Annotated in this window: 13 protein-coding genes; 6 read left to right on the top strand and 7 right to left on the bottom strand. The window is 35.6% G+C overall.

The window, feature by feature from the left end; translation table 11 throughout:
* Entirely contained in the window at nt 1-1,251 is a 1,251-nt protein-coding gene (locus SBO79_RS12305; protein ID WP_318640694.1) for an NAD(P)/FAD-dependent oxidoreductase, read from the bottom strand.
* Between the two features lie 362 nt (nt 1,252-1,613).
* On the opposite strand from SBO79_RS12305, the gene SBO79_RS12310 reads away from it, so the two are divergent.
* Together SBO79_RS12310 and SBO79_RS12315 are read left to right on the top strand one after the other, a co-directional pair.
* A complete protein-coding gene (locus SBO79_RS12310) occupies nt 1,614-2,945 on the top strand; it encodes a TIGR00341 family protein (protein ID WP_318643509.1) in 1,332 nt (443 codons plus the stop codon).
* Nucleotides 2,946-3,275: 330 nt separating this feature from the next.
* Nucleotides 3,276-4,826, top strand: a complete 1,551-nt coding sequence (locus SBO79_RS12315) for a SulP family inorganic anion transporter (protein ID WP_318640695.1) — start codon at nt 3,276-3,278, stop codon at nt 4,824-4,826.
* Nucleotides 4,827-5,114: 288 nt separating this feature from the next.
* Here SBO79_RS12315 and SBO79_RS12320 read toward each other — a convergent pair whose 3' ends face one another.
* Entirely contained in the window at nt 5,115-6,350 is a 1,236-nt protein-coding gene (locus SBO79_RS12320; RefSeq protein ID WP_318640696.1) for a DUF2254 domain-containing protein, read from the bottom strand.
* A gap of 106 nt (nt 6,351-6,456) precedes the next feature.
* Entirely contained in the window at nt 6,457-7,365 is a 909-nt protein-coding gene (locus SBO79_RS12325) for a mechanosensitive ion channel family protein (protein WP_318640697.1), read from the bottom strand.
* 241 nt (nt 7,366-7,606) lie between these two features.
* Between SBO79_RS12325 and SBO79_RS12330 the strand changes: the two genes are divergently transcribed.
* Nucleotides 7,607-8,467, top strand: a complete 861-nt coding sequence (locus tag SBO79_RS12330; RefSeq protein WP_318640698.1) for an SdiA-regulated domain-containing protein — start codon at nt 7,607-7,609, stop codon at nt 8,465-8,467.
* Here the strand turns inward: SBO79_RS12330 and SBO79_RS12335 are convergent.
* On the bottom strand, nt 8,450-12,040 hold the full coding sequence (locus SBO79_RS12335; RefSeq protein ID WP_318640699.1) for a metallophosphoesterase: 3,591 nt from the start codon (nt 12,038-12,040) through the stop codon (nt 8,450-8,452). The genes SBO79_RS12330 and SBO79_RS12335 overlap by 18 nt on opposite strands.
* A gap of 156 nt (nt 12,041-12,196) precedes the next feature.
* Between SBO79_RS12335 and SBO79_RS12340 the strand changes: the two genes are divergently transcribed.
* Nucleotides 12,197-13,378: a Pycsar system effector family protein gene (locus SBO79_RS12340; protein ID WP_318640700.1), complete on the top strand. Its 1,182-nt coding sequence runs from the start codon at nt 12,197-12,199 to the stop codon at nt 13,376-13,378.
* Nucleotides 13,379-13,388: 10 nt separating this feature from the next.
* On the opposite strand, the gene SBO79_RS12345 is transcribed toward SBO79_RS12340, so the two are convergent.
* On the bottom strand, nt 13,389-15,740 hold the full coding sequence (locus tag SBO79_RS12345) for a GAF domain-containing protein (protein WP_318640701.1): 2,352 nt from the start codon (nt 15,738-15,740) through the stop codon (nt 13,389-13,391).
* Nucleotides 15,741-15,876: 136 nt separating this feature from the next.
* Here SBO79_RS12345 and SBO79_RS12350 point away from each other — a divergent pair, with 136 nt between their 5' ends.
* Nucleotides 15,877-16,794 carry a bestrophin family protein gene (locus SBO79_RS12350; protein WP_318640702.1) on the top strand — a complete coding sequence of 306 codons (918 nt, stop codon included), beginning with the start codon at nt 15,877-15,879 and terminating at the stop codon, nt 16,792-16,794.
* Nucleotide 16,795: 1 nt separating this feature from the next.
* Here SBO79_RS12350 and SBO79_RS12355 read toward each other — a convergent pair whose 3' ends face one another.
* Both SBO79_RS12355 and SBO79_RS12360 read right to left on the bottom strand, forming a co-directional pair.
* Nucleotides 16,796-17,488: a LytR/AlgR family response regulator transcription factor gene (locus SBO79_RS12355; protein ID WP_318640703.1), complete on the bottom strand. Its 693-nt coding sequence runs from the start codon at nt 17,486-17,488 to the stop codon at nt 16,796-16,798.
* Nucleotides 17,489-17,490: 2 nt separating this feature from the next.
* Nucleotides 17,491-18,513, bottom strand: coding sequence for a sensor histidine kinase (locus SBO79_RS12360; RefSeq protein ID WP_318640704.1), 1,023 nt, complete (start codon nt 18,511-18,513; stop codon nt 17,491-17,493).
* A gap of 154 nt (nt 18,514-18,667) precedes the next feature.
* Between SBO79_RS12360 and SBO79_RS12365 the strand changes: the two genes are divergently transcribed.
* Nucleotides 18,668-20,059, top strand: coding sequence for a TolC family protein (locus SBO79_RS12365; protein ID WP_318640705.1), 1,392 nt, complete (start codon nt 18,668-18,670; stop codon nt 20,057-20,059).
* Nucleotides 20,060-20,066: the final 7 nt, after the last annotated feature.

A 20,066-nucleotide genomic window follows, 5' to 3' on the forward strand; every position in this document is an offset into this window, starting at 1 on the left:
CTAATACCCATCTCCGCTTATCGCCTCAATTACGCCCATCGCAGCTCTTTCTCCAGAAATCATTGCCGCATTCAGCGAACCATTAAGTTGAGTATCTCCCGCTAGGAAAACTCTGGTAGTCAATCGTGTTTCGGATGGACTCATTTCATATTGCAAGCTATCAAGTTTTGGCAATGCTTTCTCAATCGAATACTGCTTGAGGAATTTCACAGAAGTAATTCCGCATATTTCTTTGAGTTCTTTTTCAACTTGCATTCGCAATTCAGTTACATCCATAAAATCCTTTACAACAGTAACCGATAGTAATTCCTTATTGCCAGCCGAATTAGTTTCGAGACTTGTATGATAGAAAATATTATTTACTAAGGCATTTTTTGCGGTAATTAGTCCAATTAGTGGCTTTTCTATATTTCTAGAATCTACTTCGAAATACAATGTTTCGCAACTTTTCCACTGAATCTCTTGATTCTTTAAATTGCTGATCAGCTTACTAGCTTCGGCGGCAACAATGGTATAATCACTTTCTAATTCGGTACCATCTTCTAGAATTAATTTTCCGCTTTCTACCGATTTTACTTTGGTGTTAAACTTAAAAGTCGTTTGCTTTAGATTTTCTTTTAGTTGCTGAGGAATCGCTTCAATGCCTGCCTTTGGTAATGCAGCGGAGCCTTCTCCAAACATTTTATACACAAATTCAAACATTCTGCTTGAAGTTTGCAGTTCTGCTTCTAAAAAAATTCCGCCAAAAAAAGGTTTGAAAAACTTCGAAATCATCTCCTCCGAAAATCCGAAGTTCAACAAATAGTTATATGTGGTAATTTCTGGTTTTTCAAAAATCTGTTCGATCGTTGTACCTTTTAATAAGATATTCAACTTTAATACTTTCAGTTTATCAGAAACACTTCCTATTCCCGAAAATAATGTTGGTAGCAGCAAAGACGTATCTCGCAATGGATCGCCGAGAATTTTCTGCTTTCCATTGTCAAATATTGCTGCTCCAGAAACAAAATGCTGTAGTTCTAATCTATCAAAATCTAAGTATTTTATAGCTGCAGGATATGCCGTTAGTAATACTTGAAATCCGCGATCTAGCTGATAACCATCAACAATATCTGTTTTGACTCTACCTCCCACTCTATCCGTAGCTTCGATAATTGTCGGGTGAAATCCATTACCTTCCAAAACTTTAGCCGCAATCAAACCACTGACACCGGCACCAATAATATGTATTTTGTAATCTTCGTTCTTCATCTTTCTTATTCTAAATTCAATTCGATTTTAACTAAAAATCCAAAAAACTAAAGTAAGGTTTAATAATGTTTTTGTTGAAGATATTTAGCTATAATTAATTTTTTATGTTTTGAGAAGTCAATCTAATTATAAATCATCACAAAATATAAAATAATATGGCAGATTGAATTTAGCATAGGTCAAATATTGAGGGCATCATAGTTTACACTTCTCTCAGTATTTATTTTCAGAACTATCCTTATTGTGATCATCTACACATGTTTTTAAAAAGCGTTATTTTAAAAACATTTTAAATGCCAAAATGGATTTATCCGCGTCTTTATATTTTCCTTATTTTTACAGGCAAAATTACAACAGATACTATGCTAAAAAACTTTAAAAATGTTTTCAATTTACACGAGGGTGAAGATGACAGGGAGAAAACGCTAGAAAGTATTGTTAAGAACATTTCCTTCAAAGGAGCAAACTTATGGATTTTGGCTTGTGCAATTATCGTAGCGTCGGTAGGGCTCAACGTTAATTCCACCGCGGTAGTAATTGGTGCGATGTTAATTTCGCCGCTAATGGGACCTATTGTCGGAGCTGGATTTGCCTTGGGGATTTACGATTTTAAACTTCTCAAACGATCTTTGCGAAACCTCGCCAACGCCACAATCGTAGGTCTAGTGGTGTCTACAACCTATTTCGCCTTGAGTCCTTTCAAAGATGTACAGTCAGAACTTTTGGCGCGTACATCACCTACAATTTATGATATTTTAATTGCTTTCTTCGGTGGAATAGTAGGGGCAATTGCTGTGACAAGAACCGAAAAAGGAAATCCCATTCCCGGAGTAGCAATTGCAACAGCATTAATGCCACCACTTTGTACTGCGGGTTACGGCCTCGCAACAGGACAATGGACATTTTTTTTTGGTGCCATTTATTTATATACAATCAATTGTGTTTTTATAGGTATATCGACCTTCTTAATTATTAAATATCTAAAGTATCCTGCCAAAAAGCAAGTTGACGAAAAACAGCAAAAGCAGGTACGTGTGATAATTACAATTCTCATTATCGCAATGTTAGTCCCAAGTTCATATCTAGCCTATTCCCTATATCAAGAACAGCAGTTTAAAAAAAATACCGAATTATTTATTGAGAAAGAATTTACCTCAAAAGGTCTAACAGTTATATATAAAAAGACCGTTTTTGAACCTACCAAGAAAAAACTGGAACTTGCTTTTTTGAGTAAAATTTTTACAGAAAGCGAAATTACCCGTTTGGATAGTACTTTGAGCAGAAATAAATTTTTAAGAGGTACTAATTTAATAATCAGGCAGGACACTACCGATCGATTTTTGGCATTGCGTGGCGATATTATGAATCAGATAAAGAGTAGTGAAAATGAGCTGAGTCAAAAAGATATTAAAATCGTACAGTTAGAAAAGAAACTATCGCAATTTAGTTACGACAATTCTAAAATCCTCAAAGAAGTTCATACTGTTTTTCCTGAAATCACTTCGCTATCAATCTCGCACAATGAGATGAAAAACCTAACCGACAGCATTATCGTCGTCACCGCCGTTCTTTATGATGCCAAAGAGCCTCTGAAAGGCAAGGAATTGGAAAAATTTAAAAATTATCTCAATCAACGACTGTCTGTGAAGAATATTGAGATTTATAAAAAGCAGAATCCAATTTCCAAAAAATGATAATTCGTTTAAAATACGACTAAATACAAGGTGACTTTTCGTAAATGAAAAGTCACCTTCTTTTACAGTAAAAAGCTTAAGTTACCGCAATTTTTAAAGATAAATTGCCTTTAAAGACATATTCTGCCGCTTAGCTCAAAAAAAATAATGTATTTTTGCACCTCCAAAAAAGCCTCACAAAATAATTTAAAAAACTACTTTTCCTTCTGTTTTATTAGCTATACGTAGCAATTACTCATATAGAACAAAGGATCCAGTATTTGCGATAACGCAGACCTAAAAACGCAAAAACTAAGATTTAACAATTTTCGACTGCTGCACTTATAATATATGAAAAACGTACTCAATCTTTTTGATTTCTCACAAAAAATAAATTACCGAAATGAAATTCTCGCCGGATTAACTGTTGCTATGACAATGATTCCCGAGTCACTCTCATTCGCAATTCTGGCAGGCTTCCCGCCACTTGTCGGATTGTATGCAGCATTTATTGCAGGTTTAATCACGGCGATTTTTGGTGGACGTCCTGGAATGGTTTCTGGCGGTGCTGGAGCTACAGTAGTTGTATTAATCGCTCTAATGAGATCTAACGGATTGGAATATGTTTTTGCCGCTGTCGCATTGGCTGGTGTAATTCAAATTCTTATCGGACTTTTTAAATTCAGCAAATTTATAAGGCTTGTGCCACAACCAGTAATGTATGGTTTTGTCAACGGTCTTGCGGTCATCATATTCATGTCTCAACTCGAGCAATTCAAATTCACTTCGGGAGGCGAAAGCTTCTGGCTCCAAGGTGGACCGCTCTTCATAATGCTAGCATTAGTAGCACTTACCGTAGCAATAGTGGTCTTTTTCCCGAGAATAACTAAAAAAATTCCAGCCTCACTAGTCGCAATTATCGTAGTCTTTCTGGTTGTAATTATATTTAATATTGATACAAAAACCGTTCAAGATATCGCCTCGATTGAAGGTGGTTTCCCTCCTTTTCATATTCCAAATATCCCTTTTACCTGGAAAGCTTTTCAGATAATTTTGCCCTACTCTCTAATTTTTGCCGCTGTCGGACTTACCGAAGGTCTACTTACGCTCAATCTTGTAGACGAAATGACTGGAACGCGCGGAAATGGCAATAGAGAATGTATCGCACAAGGAAGTTCGAATATTGCCAACGGTTTTTTCTACGGTATGGGCGGTTGTCCAATGATTGCTCAGACACTTGTCAATCTTTCTGCCGGTTCTAGAGCACGACTTTCTGGAATTATCGCAGCATTAACAATTTTACTCATCATCCTTTTTGGCGCACCAATTATTGGACGTTTGCCAATGGCGGCGCTAGTTGGAGTGATGATTATGGTAGCACTCGGCACCTTTGAATGGGCTAGCTTTAAGATTATCACCAAAATGCCACGGCACGATATTTTTATCGGAATTCTAGTCGCAGTAATTACCGTCCTGCTTCACAATCTTGCTCTCGCGGTTCTAATTGGAGTCATCATTTCAGCTTTGGTTTTCGCCTGGGAAAGTGCCAAAAGAATACGCGCAAGGACACATATTGATGTCGATGGAGTAAAACACTACGAAATTTACGGCCCACTTTTCTTCGGATCTACCATGGCTTTTTCGGAGAAATTTACCATAAATGATGATCCAGAAAAAGTTATAATTAGCTTCAAAGAATCCCGCATCACTGATATGTCTGCGATAGATGCGGTAAATAACGTGACCCGAAAGTATCGAGAGGCTGGCAAAACGGTCCGTTTGCAACACCTTAGTTTCGATTGTATAAAGTTGCTCGACAATGCCGATGCGGTCATCGACGTCAATATTGTCAAGGATCCCGAATATTTGGTGGCTATTGAGGAGATTAGAAAATCGAAATAGTAGAATGACTGATATAATCTAAATTAAGTTGCTATAGATTATTTGGAGCTATTCCCGCTGTGCATTCCAAGAACCCCACAAAAAAGCAGTTTTTGCAAAAAAATATAAGGAGCTTCCGTTGGTCGCTCTTCTATTTTAGCAAAAAACTAGCTTTTTTTGCGGGATTGCTTTCCACTCCCATCGGGGCTAAATGCGAATCTAAAGAAATAAAATTGAACTTATTTAAATATTCGAAAACAGCGAAAATCTTTTAAATAAATTTGCAACTTTTACCGATTTGGTCTTCCATCAAAAAATTTCGCTGTTTTTCATTTGTTTAGTAATGATAACAATCCAATCATTATATAAAGCGGTGTACATTACTTGAGTGTCACATTCCTTAAGTTGTAAAATCATTTCCAACATTGCTTTTTGAACATATTGATCTTCTTTGCCATAACGCCAAATAGGAACGATACATCTTTCGAACATATCTAAGAAAGTAGACGAACCTATGTAGATTCTTGGTGTGTTTTCATCATCATCTAATAAAGATGGCATTTTGCAATACATTCGATATTGCAACAATCCCGAGAGTGCGTGCAGGCTTATAACTGCGGTACCTGGATCATTAATTCCAGGACTTAACGCTCTTAAAGCAATTTCGGTCAGTTGACCAAAACCATAATCAGCATTTACATCAATGGGTTGTCCTGGAAAAAATTCGATCGAATTTGCAATTGATTCTTGAATTTCTTTATCCAATCTTGCTGCGCAGTACACCCTCAAAACAACGGTTCCCTTTAGTAAATACGATCCAAAATTCCGTTGAAAACTGATAAAGAAATTTTTGTCTTTGCTCAATTGTAATAATGCTGTTCTATTAAAATTCTGAAAATACCCAGAATTTTTAACCACTATTTCTGTATAAGGGTGACCTTCCCAAGTAGCAAAATTTTCATTTAAACCTCGAAATTCTTTCACCATCATTTTCTTAGTTTGATGGCAAACTCTATCAATTACCGTTTCATATTTTACAGTCTGAGTGACATAATCCAAAAAATATATAAATAGAAAAATATCTATTACAGTCATCAATATAAGTACGTAAATACTCAAGGCGGGAACCAAAATTCCGCTTTCAATATCTCGAATTGTGCTAAGTAAAAACAGCGCATAAACGATTGTTCCGATATAAAATCCTAGAATCATTTGCTGAAAACGATTTTCAATCATACTATTAAGCACTCGATTACTCATTTGCGATGCAGCCTGATTAAGTACAATCATCACCATCGAAAAACTAAAAACTGTAAGCGAAATGATGGCCGCAGCAACCGTCGAAATGATTGATCTAGCCGTACTTGCATCCTTAAGACTTAGCCAACTCAATCCCGACTTAAATTCTTTTCCAGCTTCAGAAAAATCAAACGTTATCATTAAAAATGATAGCAGCAAAAAACCGATAGCAATTAATGCAGGATAAAATGCAATGCTTTCAATTACTTTGTTATAATAAATTCTAACAAATTTTCTAATTTTCATATTGGCAACCGTCATACTTTATTTGTCTCTTTAATGAACATTAAAACCTTTACTCTAACTACCTTACATGAGTACATTTCGCGTAAGCGTAAATTTTCTACCATTATTATTGGGCACGTGCATCTTTAATATTGAGAATATTAATTGGCAATGGCTCTTGTTTATCATACAATTTAAATTCCTGAATATCCGCAGGTAACGAAAATCCATCCGCCACTAAAACTTCTTTCACCTTACTGATTACTTCACTTTTTATTTCGAGCACACTACGTTTATAATCCATGGTATCCGTCCAGAAATAAACTCGCAAATTCACTGTACTAGTTGCAAGTTCCTCCACCACCGCAAAGGCTTCGGTGTTTTTTTTAAGATCTTGAATGGGTCTAATCGTACGTTTTATGGTGTCAATTGCAGTGGTAATATCGTCTTCGTAAGCGATGCCCACCAAAAAATCTATACGAATTTTTCCATCGCGAGTATAATTTATCAAAGGTTCTTTAATCATAATAGAATTGGGAATAAAGACATCGCGCTCATCAAAAGTTTTGATATGAGTGGTTCTAAAATTGAGCGCAACTACGTGGCCGCTAAATTCGCGCACCATAATTGTATCGTTAAGACTAAAAGGTCGGTTGAAGGCCAAAATCATTCCGCCAAGGAAATTTTCGGCAATATCTTTAAAAGCAAATCCAAAAATGAAAGCTCCAACTCCAGCACCAGCAAGCAAACCTTGGGCAATTCCGCTCAGTCCAATCACATTCATCGCAATAATAACTCCAATTACTATCAATATAAATTTGACCGTTTTACTTAGGAAATTGACAAAAAGTGGATCATGGTCCTTATTTATATATCTTGTCCTGATCAGGTTCGAAAAGTATTTTGCTACAAAAAATGTTATGATTAGTATAAGCAATGCAAACACAAAACGAGGGAGTGCATGCACGAAACTATTGTAATAAGCATTGATTGATTCTTCTATATTTGCTGTAAAACCAGCGGTTTCATCTTCCATAAATTAATTTATTAATTGTAAAGCTAACTCCCACGAAATTGCAGATTCTACTTAAATGATTTACATTAAATATAAGATTGTTTTGGACATTTATAAAACAGACTGCCAATTTCTTATGCAGAATTGCAAATTGTGCATCATATTTATATAAATGTTCTCAAAGTTACATCCGGAAACAATTAAATTTGTATTCTGCAATCAACATTGGTAAAATTGATTTTAAAAAAATAAAAAACTAACAATGAAGCAATTATATTTCATACTAGCAGCTATATTTTTGATCTCCTGTCAACCTCCAAGTGACGAATTAATGGTGCTTTTTAAATTACCGAAAGATTTAAAGGAAGTCTCAGGAATAACTTACAATAAAGTGGACAATAGTATTTTTGCAATACAAGATCGAGGAAATGGTACCGAAATTTTGCAACTAAATTTAAATGGCGATTGGTTAAAGTCGATCGAAATCACCAACGCAAAAAATGTAGATTGGGAAGATATTACTCAAGATCATGCGGGGAATATCTACATTGGCGATTTTGGTAATAATGAAAATAAACGCCAAGACCTTTCTATTTATAAAGTTTCAAAAGAGCAACTCTCAAAAAAAAATGCGGTAGCAGAGTACAAAATTGAGTTTTCATATCCAGAACAAACAGATTTCCCACCTAAGAAAAAGGACTTGATTTATGATGTCGAAAGTTTTTTTGAATTAAATGGTTCTTTCTTTCTGTTTACCAAAAATCGCAGCAAGTTTTTCGATGGCACTTCGATGCTTTATAAGGTAGAAAATAAACCCGGCCCCCAAAAAGCAGAATTATTAGGAAGCTTCGTTAGTTGTGGAAATTATAATAGATGTGCCGTGACTTCTGCGGCCATCAGCCCCGATGCAACGAAGATTGTGGTGCTCTTTCACGATAAAATTATTCTCTTTGAAGACTGGAAAGGAGAGCAAATCCTAGAGGCGAAAAAAACGATCATCGAGTTAGGCCACACTTCACAAAAAGAAGCGGTAACTTTTCTTGATAATGAAACGATTTTAATCGCCGATGAGCGTAAAAGTAAGGAAGGTGGAAATGTATATCAATTAAAAATTAAAATTTAGTCCAAAAGAAATCCGAACTTCCTCATCAGGCGCCTTAAACATGCTGATTCGTGCGGTGAACTTTTTCACCGTATTTATCCAAATTCCCCCGCCATAATCGTAGCGCCACACTTCTGCTTCCGGCGCTTCAATCCACACTCGGCCGTAATCAAAACCTGCAAATAAACCATAGGATAGTGGTGCAATACTTTCTTTAATACTCCCAATGGTTACCCTTAAATCTGTGGTTTGAACAAAGTAACTATCTCCTATAAATCTTTCATTTCTATAGCCTCTTAAATCTGAATCACCACCAATCGATGCCGCTTGATAGAAAAAATAATTAGAAGTTAAGATTTTTTTATACTTAGCATTTGTAGCCAAAACTATATTTTTCTGAGCATCAAGATGGTGAAAGATTCCCAAATTTGTTTCTAAAGTTGGAAAGTTTTGCTGGCTAGTATATAAATTTGTGGTCCAAGTTGCTGCAATTCCAAAATCTAGACCTAAACTTGGAATTGACTCAAAATCGAGATTTGTAAATTTATACTTCGCCTGAGTTGAAAAGAAATATTGATTTAGAAAAACATCTCGATTTACAATGTTTGGAATATTTATAAATCGATCATCAGTTTTTTCCACTTCAAATTGTTCAAATTGTGGCCTGATCGATACTTCACTTCCACTACGACCTACTTTTTTAATAGCCGTCCCGATTTTAATCTTTTGAATGCGGACACGATTGAAATTCATTCCTTTTTCTTCATCTTGATTGCGTGTATTATTGCCAAAACCAAAATAATTCATCGTGAAATTGGGAGTCGTAAAAAGGGTATGAACTTCCAGTCCCCATTTCCCCAATAGTTCTGGAAACGAACCTTTATAACTAAGCTCGACGCCTTCTGTTCCAAAAAAGTAATCACCTTTGAAACTGTGTTTTTGTGTATATATATTTTGCTTAAAATTGTTTACTGTATAATTTACTATAAATCCAAGTTTCATATTATCGTCAGGATTGTAGCCAATTGTAGGTAAAAAAGAGGCAAAATTATACTTTGGCCTCTTATAAGAATAAGAATTGTCTTCGTAGTTATCTCGAAGATTTATTACCGTACGCTTGTCTGCTTCAATTGTGTTCTTTTTTGTCTTAAAATCGTAAATTTTTAATTTCCTGCCGTTTTCAACCAGATACGAATCATGGTTTTGACCACCTATAAGCTTAATTTTAATTGATGACTTTTGATTTCCGAGAACTTCAAACATATCATCATCTTCTAATCCATAGATCCATAAATGCTTTGTTTTTTTACTAAAAAAATCTTTTTTGTACAAAAATTCTTCACCCGTAGATTTGATCCGATACACCCCAACTTCCACTATTCCATTAGCTTTACGCTCGATTTTAAATTTGTCCTTTTTATTTGTACCAACCACTATGGCAGTTTCTTGTAAAATATCATAATATTCTTGGGCATATTTCTGCAAATGGTCTCTCCTAATTTTAATATTTGCTTTGATCGTTTCCAAAGTTTTGTCATTGACCTCATCTGGTAAGTTAAAAAAAGCGGTCTCGATGTTTTTGTCTGTCAAATTACTTTTGATGTATTCCGCTTCAGCCAGCCAATCTGCAGCCGTTGAAGATATCAAGAAGGCAATATCCAAAGGATAAGGTTCGCGATTAAACCATTTAATATTTCGAATCTTGCTCGTGAAAGTTTGCATATGACGAAGTTCGGGCGTCGTCATGATAAGCCTAATTGCGGCTCCGTCATATTTAGAAAATGCTTGATCACGATCTCTAGCAATCGCTCTGTAGATTGTGCTGTCGTCCTGAATATATTCGCCCCAGCGCCATTGATCATCGTGTCTATCCCAATCGCCAATTAACATATCAAAAAGTCTACTTCGGATATATGATTTGGTATCGACACTATACTTTTGGCTTTTATGTAGATTTTTTAATACATCACTGCTGCTAATAATATCGGATGCATCGCCAAAAGTTTCTAATTCTATCTGACTTCCGGCAGCACGCTCTTCAATCATATATAATTCGTCACCATATTCTGAATTATAATCGCCCAATATTTTCTGTTTTGGAATATAAAACAATTGCGGATTTGAGTGAGAGATTCCCACAAAATCTGCAAGATGTCCCACGGCAAAAGGCGCAAAAGGATGTGAGGTGGTATAAAAATCTAATAAAAAGTTTTCTGCGTAAGTATTTTCAAAATCTTGAGTAATAATTTGATCTCTAAAAGCAACCGACTGCAAAAACTGAGTAGCGCTTTTTTTAAGTGCACGCATTACATACTCTCTACCTTCAGGGTCTTGGAGTCGCAATGACTTTGATTGGTGTCCGCCTCCTGCTCTTGTAGGTATTAATCCTCCATAAATGGTATCTAGCGAAACTGTTTTGGCCAAAATTGGCATGCTGTAATAGTCGCGATAGTGCTTTCCGAACAGAATATTGTAGAAAAAAGATTTCTTGTTTGTATTTGTTGCATAAATACTAGTCGAAACCTGTGCTGGAAAATTTTCAGCAAGATGAGACGTGTCATATTTTTGCGTCGGGATAAGAACATTATGAGTAAAAAGCAGTTTTTCGATATCGCCTTCTATTCCATAGTATTGGACCGAAGCCATCCCTTTTTTACTAATTTCCAGAATCGCATATCCATTCCCACCATACGAAAAATCAAATTTCCCCACTGCCTTTGCTGCTTCGGTTTTTGAACCTGAGCCGCTAACAATTTGCTTTACATTGTTTTTCTCGATGTATTGCAAATTGTGATCATGACCAGAAACCACGACTACATTTTGATATTGTGAAAGCAGTGTTTGAATTCTATTTGAAAAAGTTCGGTAAATTTTATTTTGATTGTCTTGCGGACTAGCGCCCGAAGTTTTGCGAAGTAAATTTGCAATTGATCCAAGAATGGGCAGTGGGATTTTTTTTTCGAGTGGAAAAAACTGTTTTTCTATTGAAAATTGACCGCCATGACTACCATTTGTGAGCAGAGGATGATGCAAAGCAATTACCACAGTCTTATTCTGATTTTTCTTGAGCAAACTTTCTAATTCATCGAAAAATCCTTCTCGCGTTTTAATTTCGCAATTTTTGTTTATTTCGGGATGCTTATCCCAATCTGCCAAATACCACTGACTATCAATTGCAATCAGGCTGATGTCATTATCCATTTTCAGCACTTCTATAGCACAACTTTTCCGCGGTAAAAAAGCTTTCTTATCTTTTAAGTGAGCAGTTACAAAGTCTGCTTGACGTTCAACGCCATCCAACCCGCTATACCAGTCGTGATTTCCTGGAATAAAAATAGTACTCCCTTTAAAATCATCCGCCAAGTGAAGTTGATTTAAAAGTTTAACTTTTGGCAAAGAATCATTTTGGGCTGTAAAGCCAATTGGGTAAATATTGTCACCTAAAAAAAGCAACGTTGATTCTCTTTCGGCATTATCCAAACGCCTTTTAAAAGATGATAAGATTTGTTCCGATTTTAATTCATCGGTGTTTCCGGCATCACCTATAAGATAAAAAGTATGTAATGCTTTTGCTGTATCAATATCTTGAAACACAAAATTTTTTTTTATTTCCTTTCCATACTGCGGTGCTTTTGTAGCACATGAAAAGAAAAAGCACGAAAAAATTGCGAGAGTTATTTTTAATATAAATTTGTAAGTCAACTGCATCTCTTAAAACTATTTCATATTTTAGTGAAAATATATCAAATTATGAATCTCGTCTCAAAATCTGAAGATTATATTTCCCAATTATTCAAAGATAGCCTATCTCATTTATATTTATACCATAATATCGAACATACAAAGCAAGTCGTAGCGGCTTGTAAGACAATTTCCCAAGATATGAATCTCGACGAAGAGCAGTTGGAAAAGCTCCTCGTTGCGGCTTGGTTTCATGACGCGGGCTATATCAAAGGCCGTGAAAATCATGAAAATAGAAGTATGAAAATCGCTGCCGATTTCCTCAAAGAAAATGGCAAATCTGAAGATTTTATTACAGAAGTAAACTATATAATTGCTGCGACCGAGAAATCATTTGCACCTCAAACCACCCTGCAAAAAATTATTAGAGATGCTGATTTTATGAATTTGGGAAGTCCTAATTACTTTACAAACTGCGAAAAATTACGGAAAGAGTGGCAGGACACAGAGCAAACTAGGTTTTCTGATTCTGAATGGAATCAAGAAAATCTTACCTTTTTAGAGTCTGTTCATGTGTACTATACCGAATATGGCAAAGAAAATTTAGCGCCAATAAAACGAGAAAACATTGCAAAAATCAGAAAATATTTGGAACCAAAAGAAGAACCTAGTTTAGAAATTAGTCCGATTAAAAAGAAAAAAACTAAAGACAAAAGCGCAAAGTCAGAGCGTGCTATTGATACCGTTTTTCGCGTTACACTAGCCAATCATACTCGCTTGAGTGGAATTGCCGATAGCAAAGCAAATATTTTACTATCAGTAAATGCGATCATCATTTCCATTGCCCTTTCAATCATCATCCCAAAATTAGATAGTCCAAAGAATGCACACTTAGTAATTCCAACCATGGTCATGCTTTTTTCTAGTGTGGTGACAATTATTTTTGCCATACTTTCTACCCGACCGAAGGTTACGAAAGGACTTTTTTCTCGAGAAGATATCGAAAATAAGAAAGTTAATTTATTGTTTTTTGGAAATTTTTACAAAATGCCCATTGAAGAGTACGAATGGGCAATGAAGGAAATGCTGAAGGACTCAGAATATACCTACAGTACAATGATAAAAGATTTGTACTATCTGGGAATAGTTTTAGAAAAAAAATACCGGCTTCTCCGTATCACATACAATTTTTTTATGTTTAGTATAATTTTGTCAGTATTGGTTTTTGTTTGGGCGTTTGTCAAAAATTAACTTATGTAAATTAATCGTATAACTGTTCAAAATTGATGGCTTCAATTGAATAATTTGATTCATTTTTTATTTTGATCCTTAGCGCTTTCAAACCAGCAACGCCTTGAGTTTCAGATATGTCGAATTTCTCCACAGAGTTTTCCAAAATTTCTTTAAACTGAAGGTATTTAATATAATTTAGATATTCCTTTTCTTCATTGATGGTCGAATAGACAATGGTAATTTTTTCTTTTTCGACAATGCGCTCGTTGGTATCTTTGATAGTTGCTTTGTCAATTCTTTTTTTCACCATTTCGTACTGAACATTAAAGCTACTATCAATATCAAAACGCTTTTCGTCCATTCTGAATCGTATAGTAATTGGGTTGCTAAAAACCAATATAAGAGAAGTTACATCCAATTCGTAAGGCAAAGACGACTTTAATTTATGATGCTCCAACTCCATTTCGCAAAGTGTTTGTAATTGCCAAAGGCGCAAATTGGCAAAATAGGAGATATCAAATTTAGAATGTGGTGCAATTGATGCTCCAATATACATTGTATGCTCGACACCATCGGTTTTAAAACGCTCGTAATAATGCGGAAACATTTTTTGAGCATCCTGCTGTTTCTTGTCTAAAATATTGGCCAACTTTTTATTGATAATAGACATCGCACTATCAAATTTCTTGCGTTCCTGATAAAAAACACCCGTTTTGTCGTCAAGATTTTCAAAATAACTTTCTATCAATTCAGGATTGAAAGTGTTTTTCTCATTTCGCAGAAGCGGATGAATTTCTGTTTCTACAAATAGCTGTATTTCTTGCTCTGTATTGGTAAAAAAAGTTAATTCTAAATTCTCTAAATAAGATTTTAACTGAAACTGCAATTGCTCAAAAAGTGGAATTATCTCGGCTGATTTTTTACTTTTAAAGATACTTTGGAGTAATTCTAATTCGGTCCTTAAATCTAGTTTAATCGTATCATTGCGGTGAATTGATGAACTTTTTACATCTATTTGTCCATACAATGGATACACATCCTTGAAGATAATTTGATTGAAAATATAATCTTTCGTTTGATTAAAAGTCTGGTAGTATTTTTCTGCTTCTTGGCGAAATTTCCAATAAACACTAGAATGAATGGTCGTGTATTCTCGCTGAATAATCGCCTCAATCTGATTGTTTTTGTCAATACCGTAGCGCTCCATCGTATCGACTAAATAAGGCATCACCAAATCCAATTTATGAGCATTAATACTGTTTAGCGCCCTAGTTTTGGAAGACATTAATTCGACCACACCCAAAACTTTTCCATCATTAACAATTGGAGCAAATACACAACTTTGGATATTTTGCGAAAGCAGATGCTGCGCTAATTTGGATGTTTTAGCATCATTAGCAAAGTTGGCAACATCCGAAATTACAAACGGCTTCTGACTTTGCAATAAATTTTCGAATGCGCAGCCCAATAGTCCGTCGCTGCAACTAATTTTCTGGCCTGGACTTAAAATAAAACTATTCACATTGCTACCAAAACCAGGTCTTGTAAAAGATTTATCATCCAAATCATAAAGTACAAATCCAATCTGCAAATCGGGTATCAAAAACAATGATCTAAAAATTATTTCTACATCACTATTCTCATTATACCTTCCTATTTCGGGTCTGATTAAACTCGTCTTCAGATTTGAAATGGCATTTTCAGTAGTAGCATCAAATAAAGTAACAATCGCAAATCCTTTGATAATCCAGCTGTGGAGCGGAAATTTTTCTTTCCAAAGCTCGATATCATCATAATTATCTAAAAGTAGATTGATGTCTTCCTGAGTAATTTTTTTTGCCTGAGCTGAAGGTAAAATTTCTAAAAAATCCCCATTGTAAAGAATTCTATAATGATTTATAATTCCGTCTTGTCGCGGAATATCGTAAAAAAATGGCCGGTTAAAATTAATATTTTGATTATAATAAAATTGTAAAATCAAACAGCAATTGTTTATGTAAAATTCATCCTTGGTGAAATCTCGAATATTCATATCAAAATCAAAACCAGCATTATTCAAAATCTTTTGGAAACGTTTTGTGTAATTGAAGGTAAAGTTCTGAAAAGGCAATGTTACCGCCTTAATTTCATTGTTGGTCAATGCCGAAGGAAATAAATCCGATAACATGTACCGAATTAATTCTTCGTTTTCTTCAACAATTTTAAGATCATCAATACCATTTCGGAGCGCTGGCACTTTCATGATTTCATCCAGCAAACCCTGCGCATACTTCGCTCTGTAAGTAACTACCGAAAGTGTAACTTCTTCCAACTGCTCAATAAGCTTATGAAAAGATAGGTAGGTTTTAAAAGGACTGTCGTCAAAAAATGGAGAACTCATAAAATTGATGGTTTCAACAAATTTACAAATTATCGCCCGCGATGCCTGATTTTATGTACCCAAATTATTTAAAACGCTTTTGACAATCTCTTTGCTTGGCAGTAAAATAAGTTACTTTTGCAAAAAAAATTGTTCAATGATCATCAAAACAAAAGCACATTGGTTTAAAATGCTTTTCGAATGGAAAGGTTCGGTACTGCCTCAACTCCTTCCTCGATTGACTTTGCTTTTTATATTTGCCGCATCCGTTGTTTATTTTCAAGGATTCTTCCAAACTTATAATCTATCAATAGATCCTGCAATATTTACATTATTTGGAGTAGCACTTGCCATTTTTCTAGGATTTAGAAATAGTGCTAGCTACGAAAGATGGTGGGAAGCACGAAAACTTTGGGGTGCACTTCTTAATGATACTCGATCTATTGCAAGACAATCATACAGTCTGATTGATGATGAAGATTACCAAAAAAAACGCACTGATTTCATTAATAAAATGATCGCTTTAGTGCATACTTTGCGACACCAACTTCGATTTACAGATAGTTCTGATGATCTAAAGCGACTTTTAAAGAGTGAGGATTTATTGGAAATAAGCAAGACAAAATATCAGCCGATTATGCTTTTGCAAAAGCTAGCAGAGCAGATTAAACTTGCTAAAAAAGAACAGCGAATTACCGCAATTGAACAACTTGCTTTTGAAGATAACTTCAACAAAATTTCGGATATAATCGGTGGATGCGAGCGAATTGCAAGTACGCCAATTCCATACACTTATAGCGTTTTACTACACCGTACTGTGTATCTGTACTGCTTTCTACTTCCTTTTGGATTTGTGCAAACACTTGGCTGGATGACGCCGTTTGCAATTGTCTTTATTGCTTACACTTTTGTCGCGCTCGAAGCAATTGCCGATGAATTGGAAGATCCTTTTGGGTTGCAGCCAAATGACTTAGCACTAGATGCAATGTCAAAAATGATAGAAAATACCTTATTGGAAATTGACAATAGACCTGATTTTCACGATGAGAAATTTGATAATTATTTTATTACCTAAATCATTCTGACTTAAGTTTGTCGCTCAAAGCACGTTTGTAAGTTATTCCGATCGGAATCGTTTCTTCGCCAATTAATATATTATTTTTATCAAAGGATTTGATTTTATCGATTGCAACAATATAAGATTTGTGAATTCGCATAAAATTATTTGTATTCAAAAGACTTTCCAATTCTGAAGTGGTAATTGATGCAACGTATATTTTCTTAAAGCAAAATATTTTAACGTAATTGCCGTAACTCTGGGCAAAAAGCACATCCTGAAAGTCAATTTCCACCATTGCTCCATCCACTTTTACCAGAAAAGAAGAGCAGATATCACTAGCAGTTTCGACCTTCTGTGAGGCTAAAAATCGTTCGACTGACTTTATAAAACGCGGAAGAAAAATTGGTTTTAGCAAATAATCAAATACGCCAAAGTCGTAACTTTTCAGCGCAAATTCTGAATAAGCCGTGGTGAGAATTGTAGTTGGAGGATCCGGCAATGTTGCCAGCAATTCCAAACCAGTAATCTCGGGCATATCAATATCTAGAAACATCAAATCGACAGAATTTGAGCGCAGATAATTGAGCGCTTCGATTCCGTTATAGCACTGATGCACCAACTCCAACTGCGGATTTTGCTTTATATAATTCTGAAGTACATAATGTGCTGCCGGTTCGTCGTCCACAATAAGACATTTGGTTTTTTTCATATTTATAAATCAAAAGTTAAAATTACCAAATATAAATTGACCGTATTATTAATTTCTAGAGAATGCCGCTTGGGATACAAAATATCCAACCGATCTTTGGTATTTTGCAAACCAATATTATTAGAACTTATTTCCTTCTTTTTATTGGGAACCGAATTTTCTACTACCAACCGTAGTTTGTTACTTTCCACCGAAATATTAATTTTCACAAAACACTTTTCAACAGTTGCCGTGCCGTGTTTGAAGGCATTTTCGATAAAGGCAATCAATAACATCGGGGCAATTTCGTAACTATTTTCTTTGTCAGACGTAAATGTAAAGCCAATATCACATCTATAACCAACGCGCTCTCGCTCAAGTTCGACGTAACTTGATATAAAGTCAACCTCATCTTCTAGTGAAACATATTCACGTTCGCCCTGCACCACTTGGTATCGCATTAATTGCGAAACTTTCATTATCATATCCGAAGTTCTTTCTGGATGTTGCAGCGAAATTCCATACAAGGTATTCATCGTATTGAACAAAAAGTGCGGATTAAACTGATTTTTGAGCGCTTTTAGCTCCACCTCATTAGATAGCAAGTCCTTTCTAGACTTATTTTTCAATTCTCTATAATGCTCTATAATCTGAATGGTCCCCAAGATGCAGAGCAAAGTTCCTGCGAGGGTGGCAAATTGAAATTGATAAGTCTTTTGGTGCGCTGATTTATATAAAAAGCAATTTTTGTAAATATATCCGGTACTTGCCTCGAAAAGAAACAATGTAAACACCAAAATTAAAGCTACAGTAAGTGCGATATAAAGTGCTGGCTTATGTTTTTTGAGTAGAATTGGCAGTAGATAAAAGCGATTAATCATCGCGTGGGCGTACAATACAAAGAAGTATAATAGTCCATTGCTAAAGCCCTTCCAACTTTGGATAAAAACCCAATCGTTGAGCGTAAAAAGCACAAACGAAAACAGGATAATCAAGATTTCCTGACCCCACCTATTTTCCAAGGCAAATTTGAATTGACGATTCATTTTTAAATTTAAGACTTCAAAGTAACGATTTTAGTTGAGATTTCCTCCAATCTAAATGACCAATTCAATTGGTCATTTACTACTTCCGTTGGTCATTTAAAACCCAAATTATTGCCTTTGCCAAGTTAGATTTGCGCTACAAACAACGATTATAATGAGATTTAGATCAAAAAAATTACTTTATCTATCACTTCTTGCCTTTCCAATCTTAAGTTCCGGACAAGTGCTTTCGCTGAAAAAGGCTGTTGAAATTGGCACTGAAAATTATGGAATTATAAAAGCAAAAAAGGCTTTCGCCGAAAGTTCGACTCTGAGTGTTGGACAGTCAAGATTAATGGCTATTCCAGATTTTACCATTGCAGCTCAAAATGATTACGGGACGATTAACGGTCAAAATGGACCTCTTTTTGGTTTTGGCGGTCAGGCGGCAACTTCTTCCGGACCAGTATTAGATTCGCAGAATTGGAATGCAGCTTTCGGTGCGCTTTATTTAGCAAATGTCAATTGGGATGTTTACGCCTTTGGCCGCGCTAGACAACGAATTAATTTGGCGAAAGCCCAATCTCAAAAAGCCACTTTTGATTTTGAACAAGAGAAATTTCAACAAAGCATTAAAATTGCCGCCGCTTACCTTAATCTTTTGGCTGCCGAGCGGGTGGAGATTTCACAATTGAAAAACCTCGAACGTGCCGAAATTTTTCACCGATTAGCTTCGGTAAGAGTAAAAAACGGACTTCTTGCTGGCGTAGATTCTACTGTGGCTTTCGCCGAAGTGTCTCGGGCTCGAATTATGCTCAATCAAATAAAAGAGAATAAAAATAAACAGCAAAATCAGCTGCAGGCTTTAATGGGAATGGAATCAAATGAAATTATTGTTGATACGGCGTTTGTAAGTACAATTCCAAAATTTCCTCTTACATCCGAAACTTTGTCAAATGCACCTCATCCGCAGGAAGCTTTTATGCAAAGCCGAGTAAATTTGGCGGAAGCCGAAACCAGATTATTTAAAACTGAAAGATTTCCAACTTTATCTCTTTTCGGAATTTACCAAGGTCGCGCCTCAGGGTTTGGTGATAATTACGGAAATAATCAGACGTCTTTCACTCAAAATTACCTCGACGGAATTAATCCGAGTCGTGAAAATTATTTGCTGGGAATTGGATTGAAATGGAATCTATCTGACTTTTTTCGAAATGATAAAAAAGCTTCCGCACAAAAAATGATTGCCCAAGGAGTTGCCGAGGAGTTGAAACAGGTAAAATTAGAATTGGTAACTCAGGCAAAAACTGCCGACGCCACGATGCAATTTGCTTTGCAAAATTATGCCGAAGCACCGCGACAAGTGGAAGCGGCGGCTCAAGCTTACCTTCAAAAAAGCACCCTTTACAAAAACGGACTCACCACACTCACCGAAGTTACCCAAGCATTGTACGCACTAAACCGTGCCGAAACTGATCGCGATATTATCTATACAAATGTGTGGCAGGCTTTGCTGATGAAGGCCGCTGCAACTGGAGATATGAATCTATTTATGAACGAATTTTAATATAACA

The organism is Flavobacterium ardleyense (assembly GCF_033547075.1).
GTDB classification, from domain to species: Bacteria; Bacteroidota; Bacteroidia; order Flavobacteriales; family Flavobacteriaceae; genus Flavobacterium; species Flavobacterium ardleyense_A.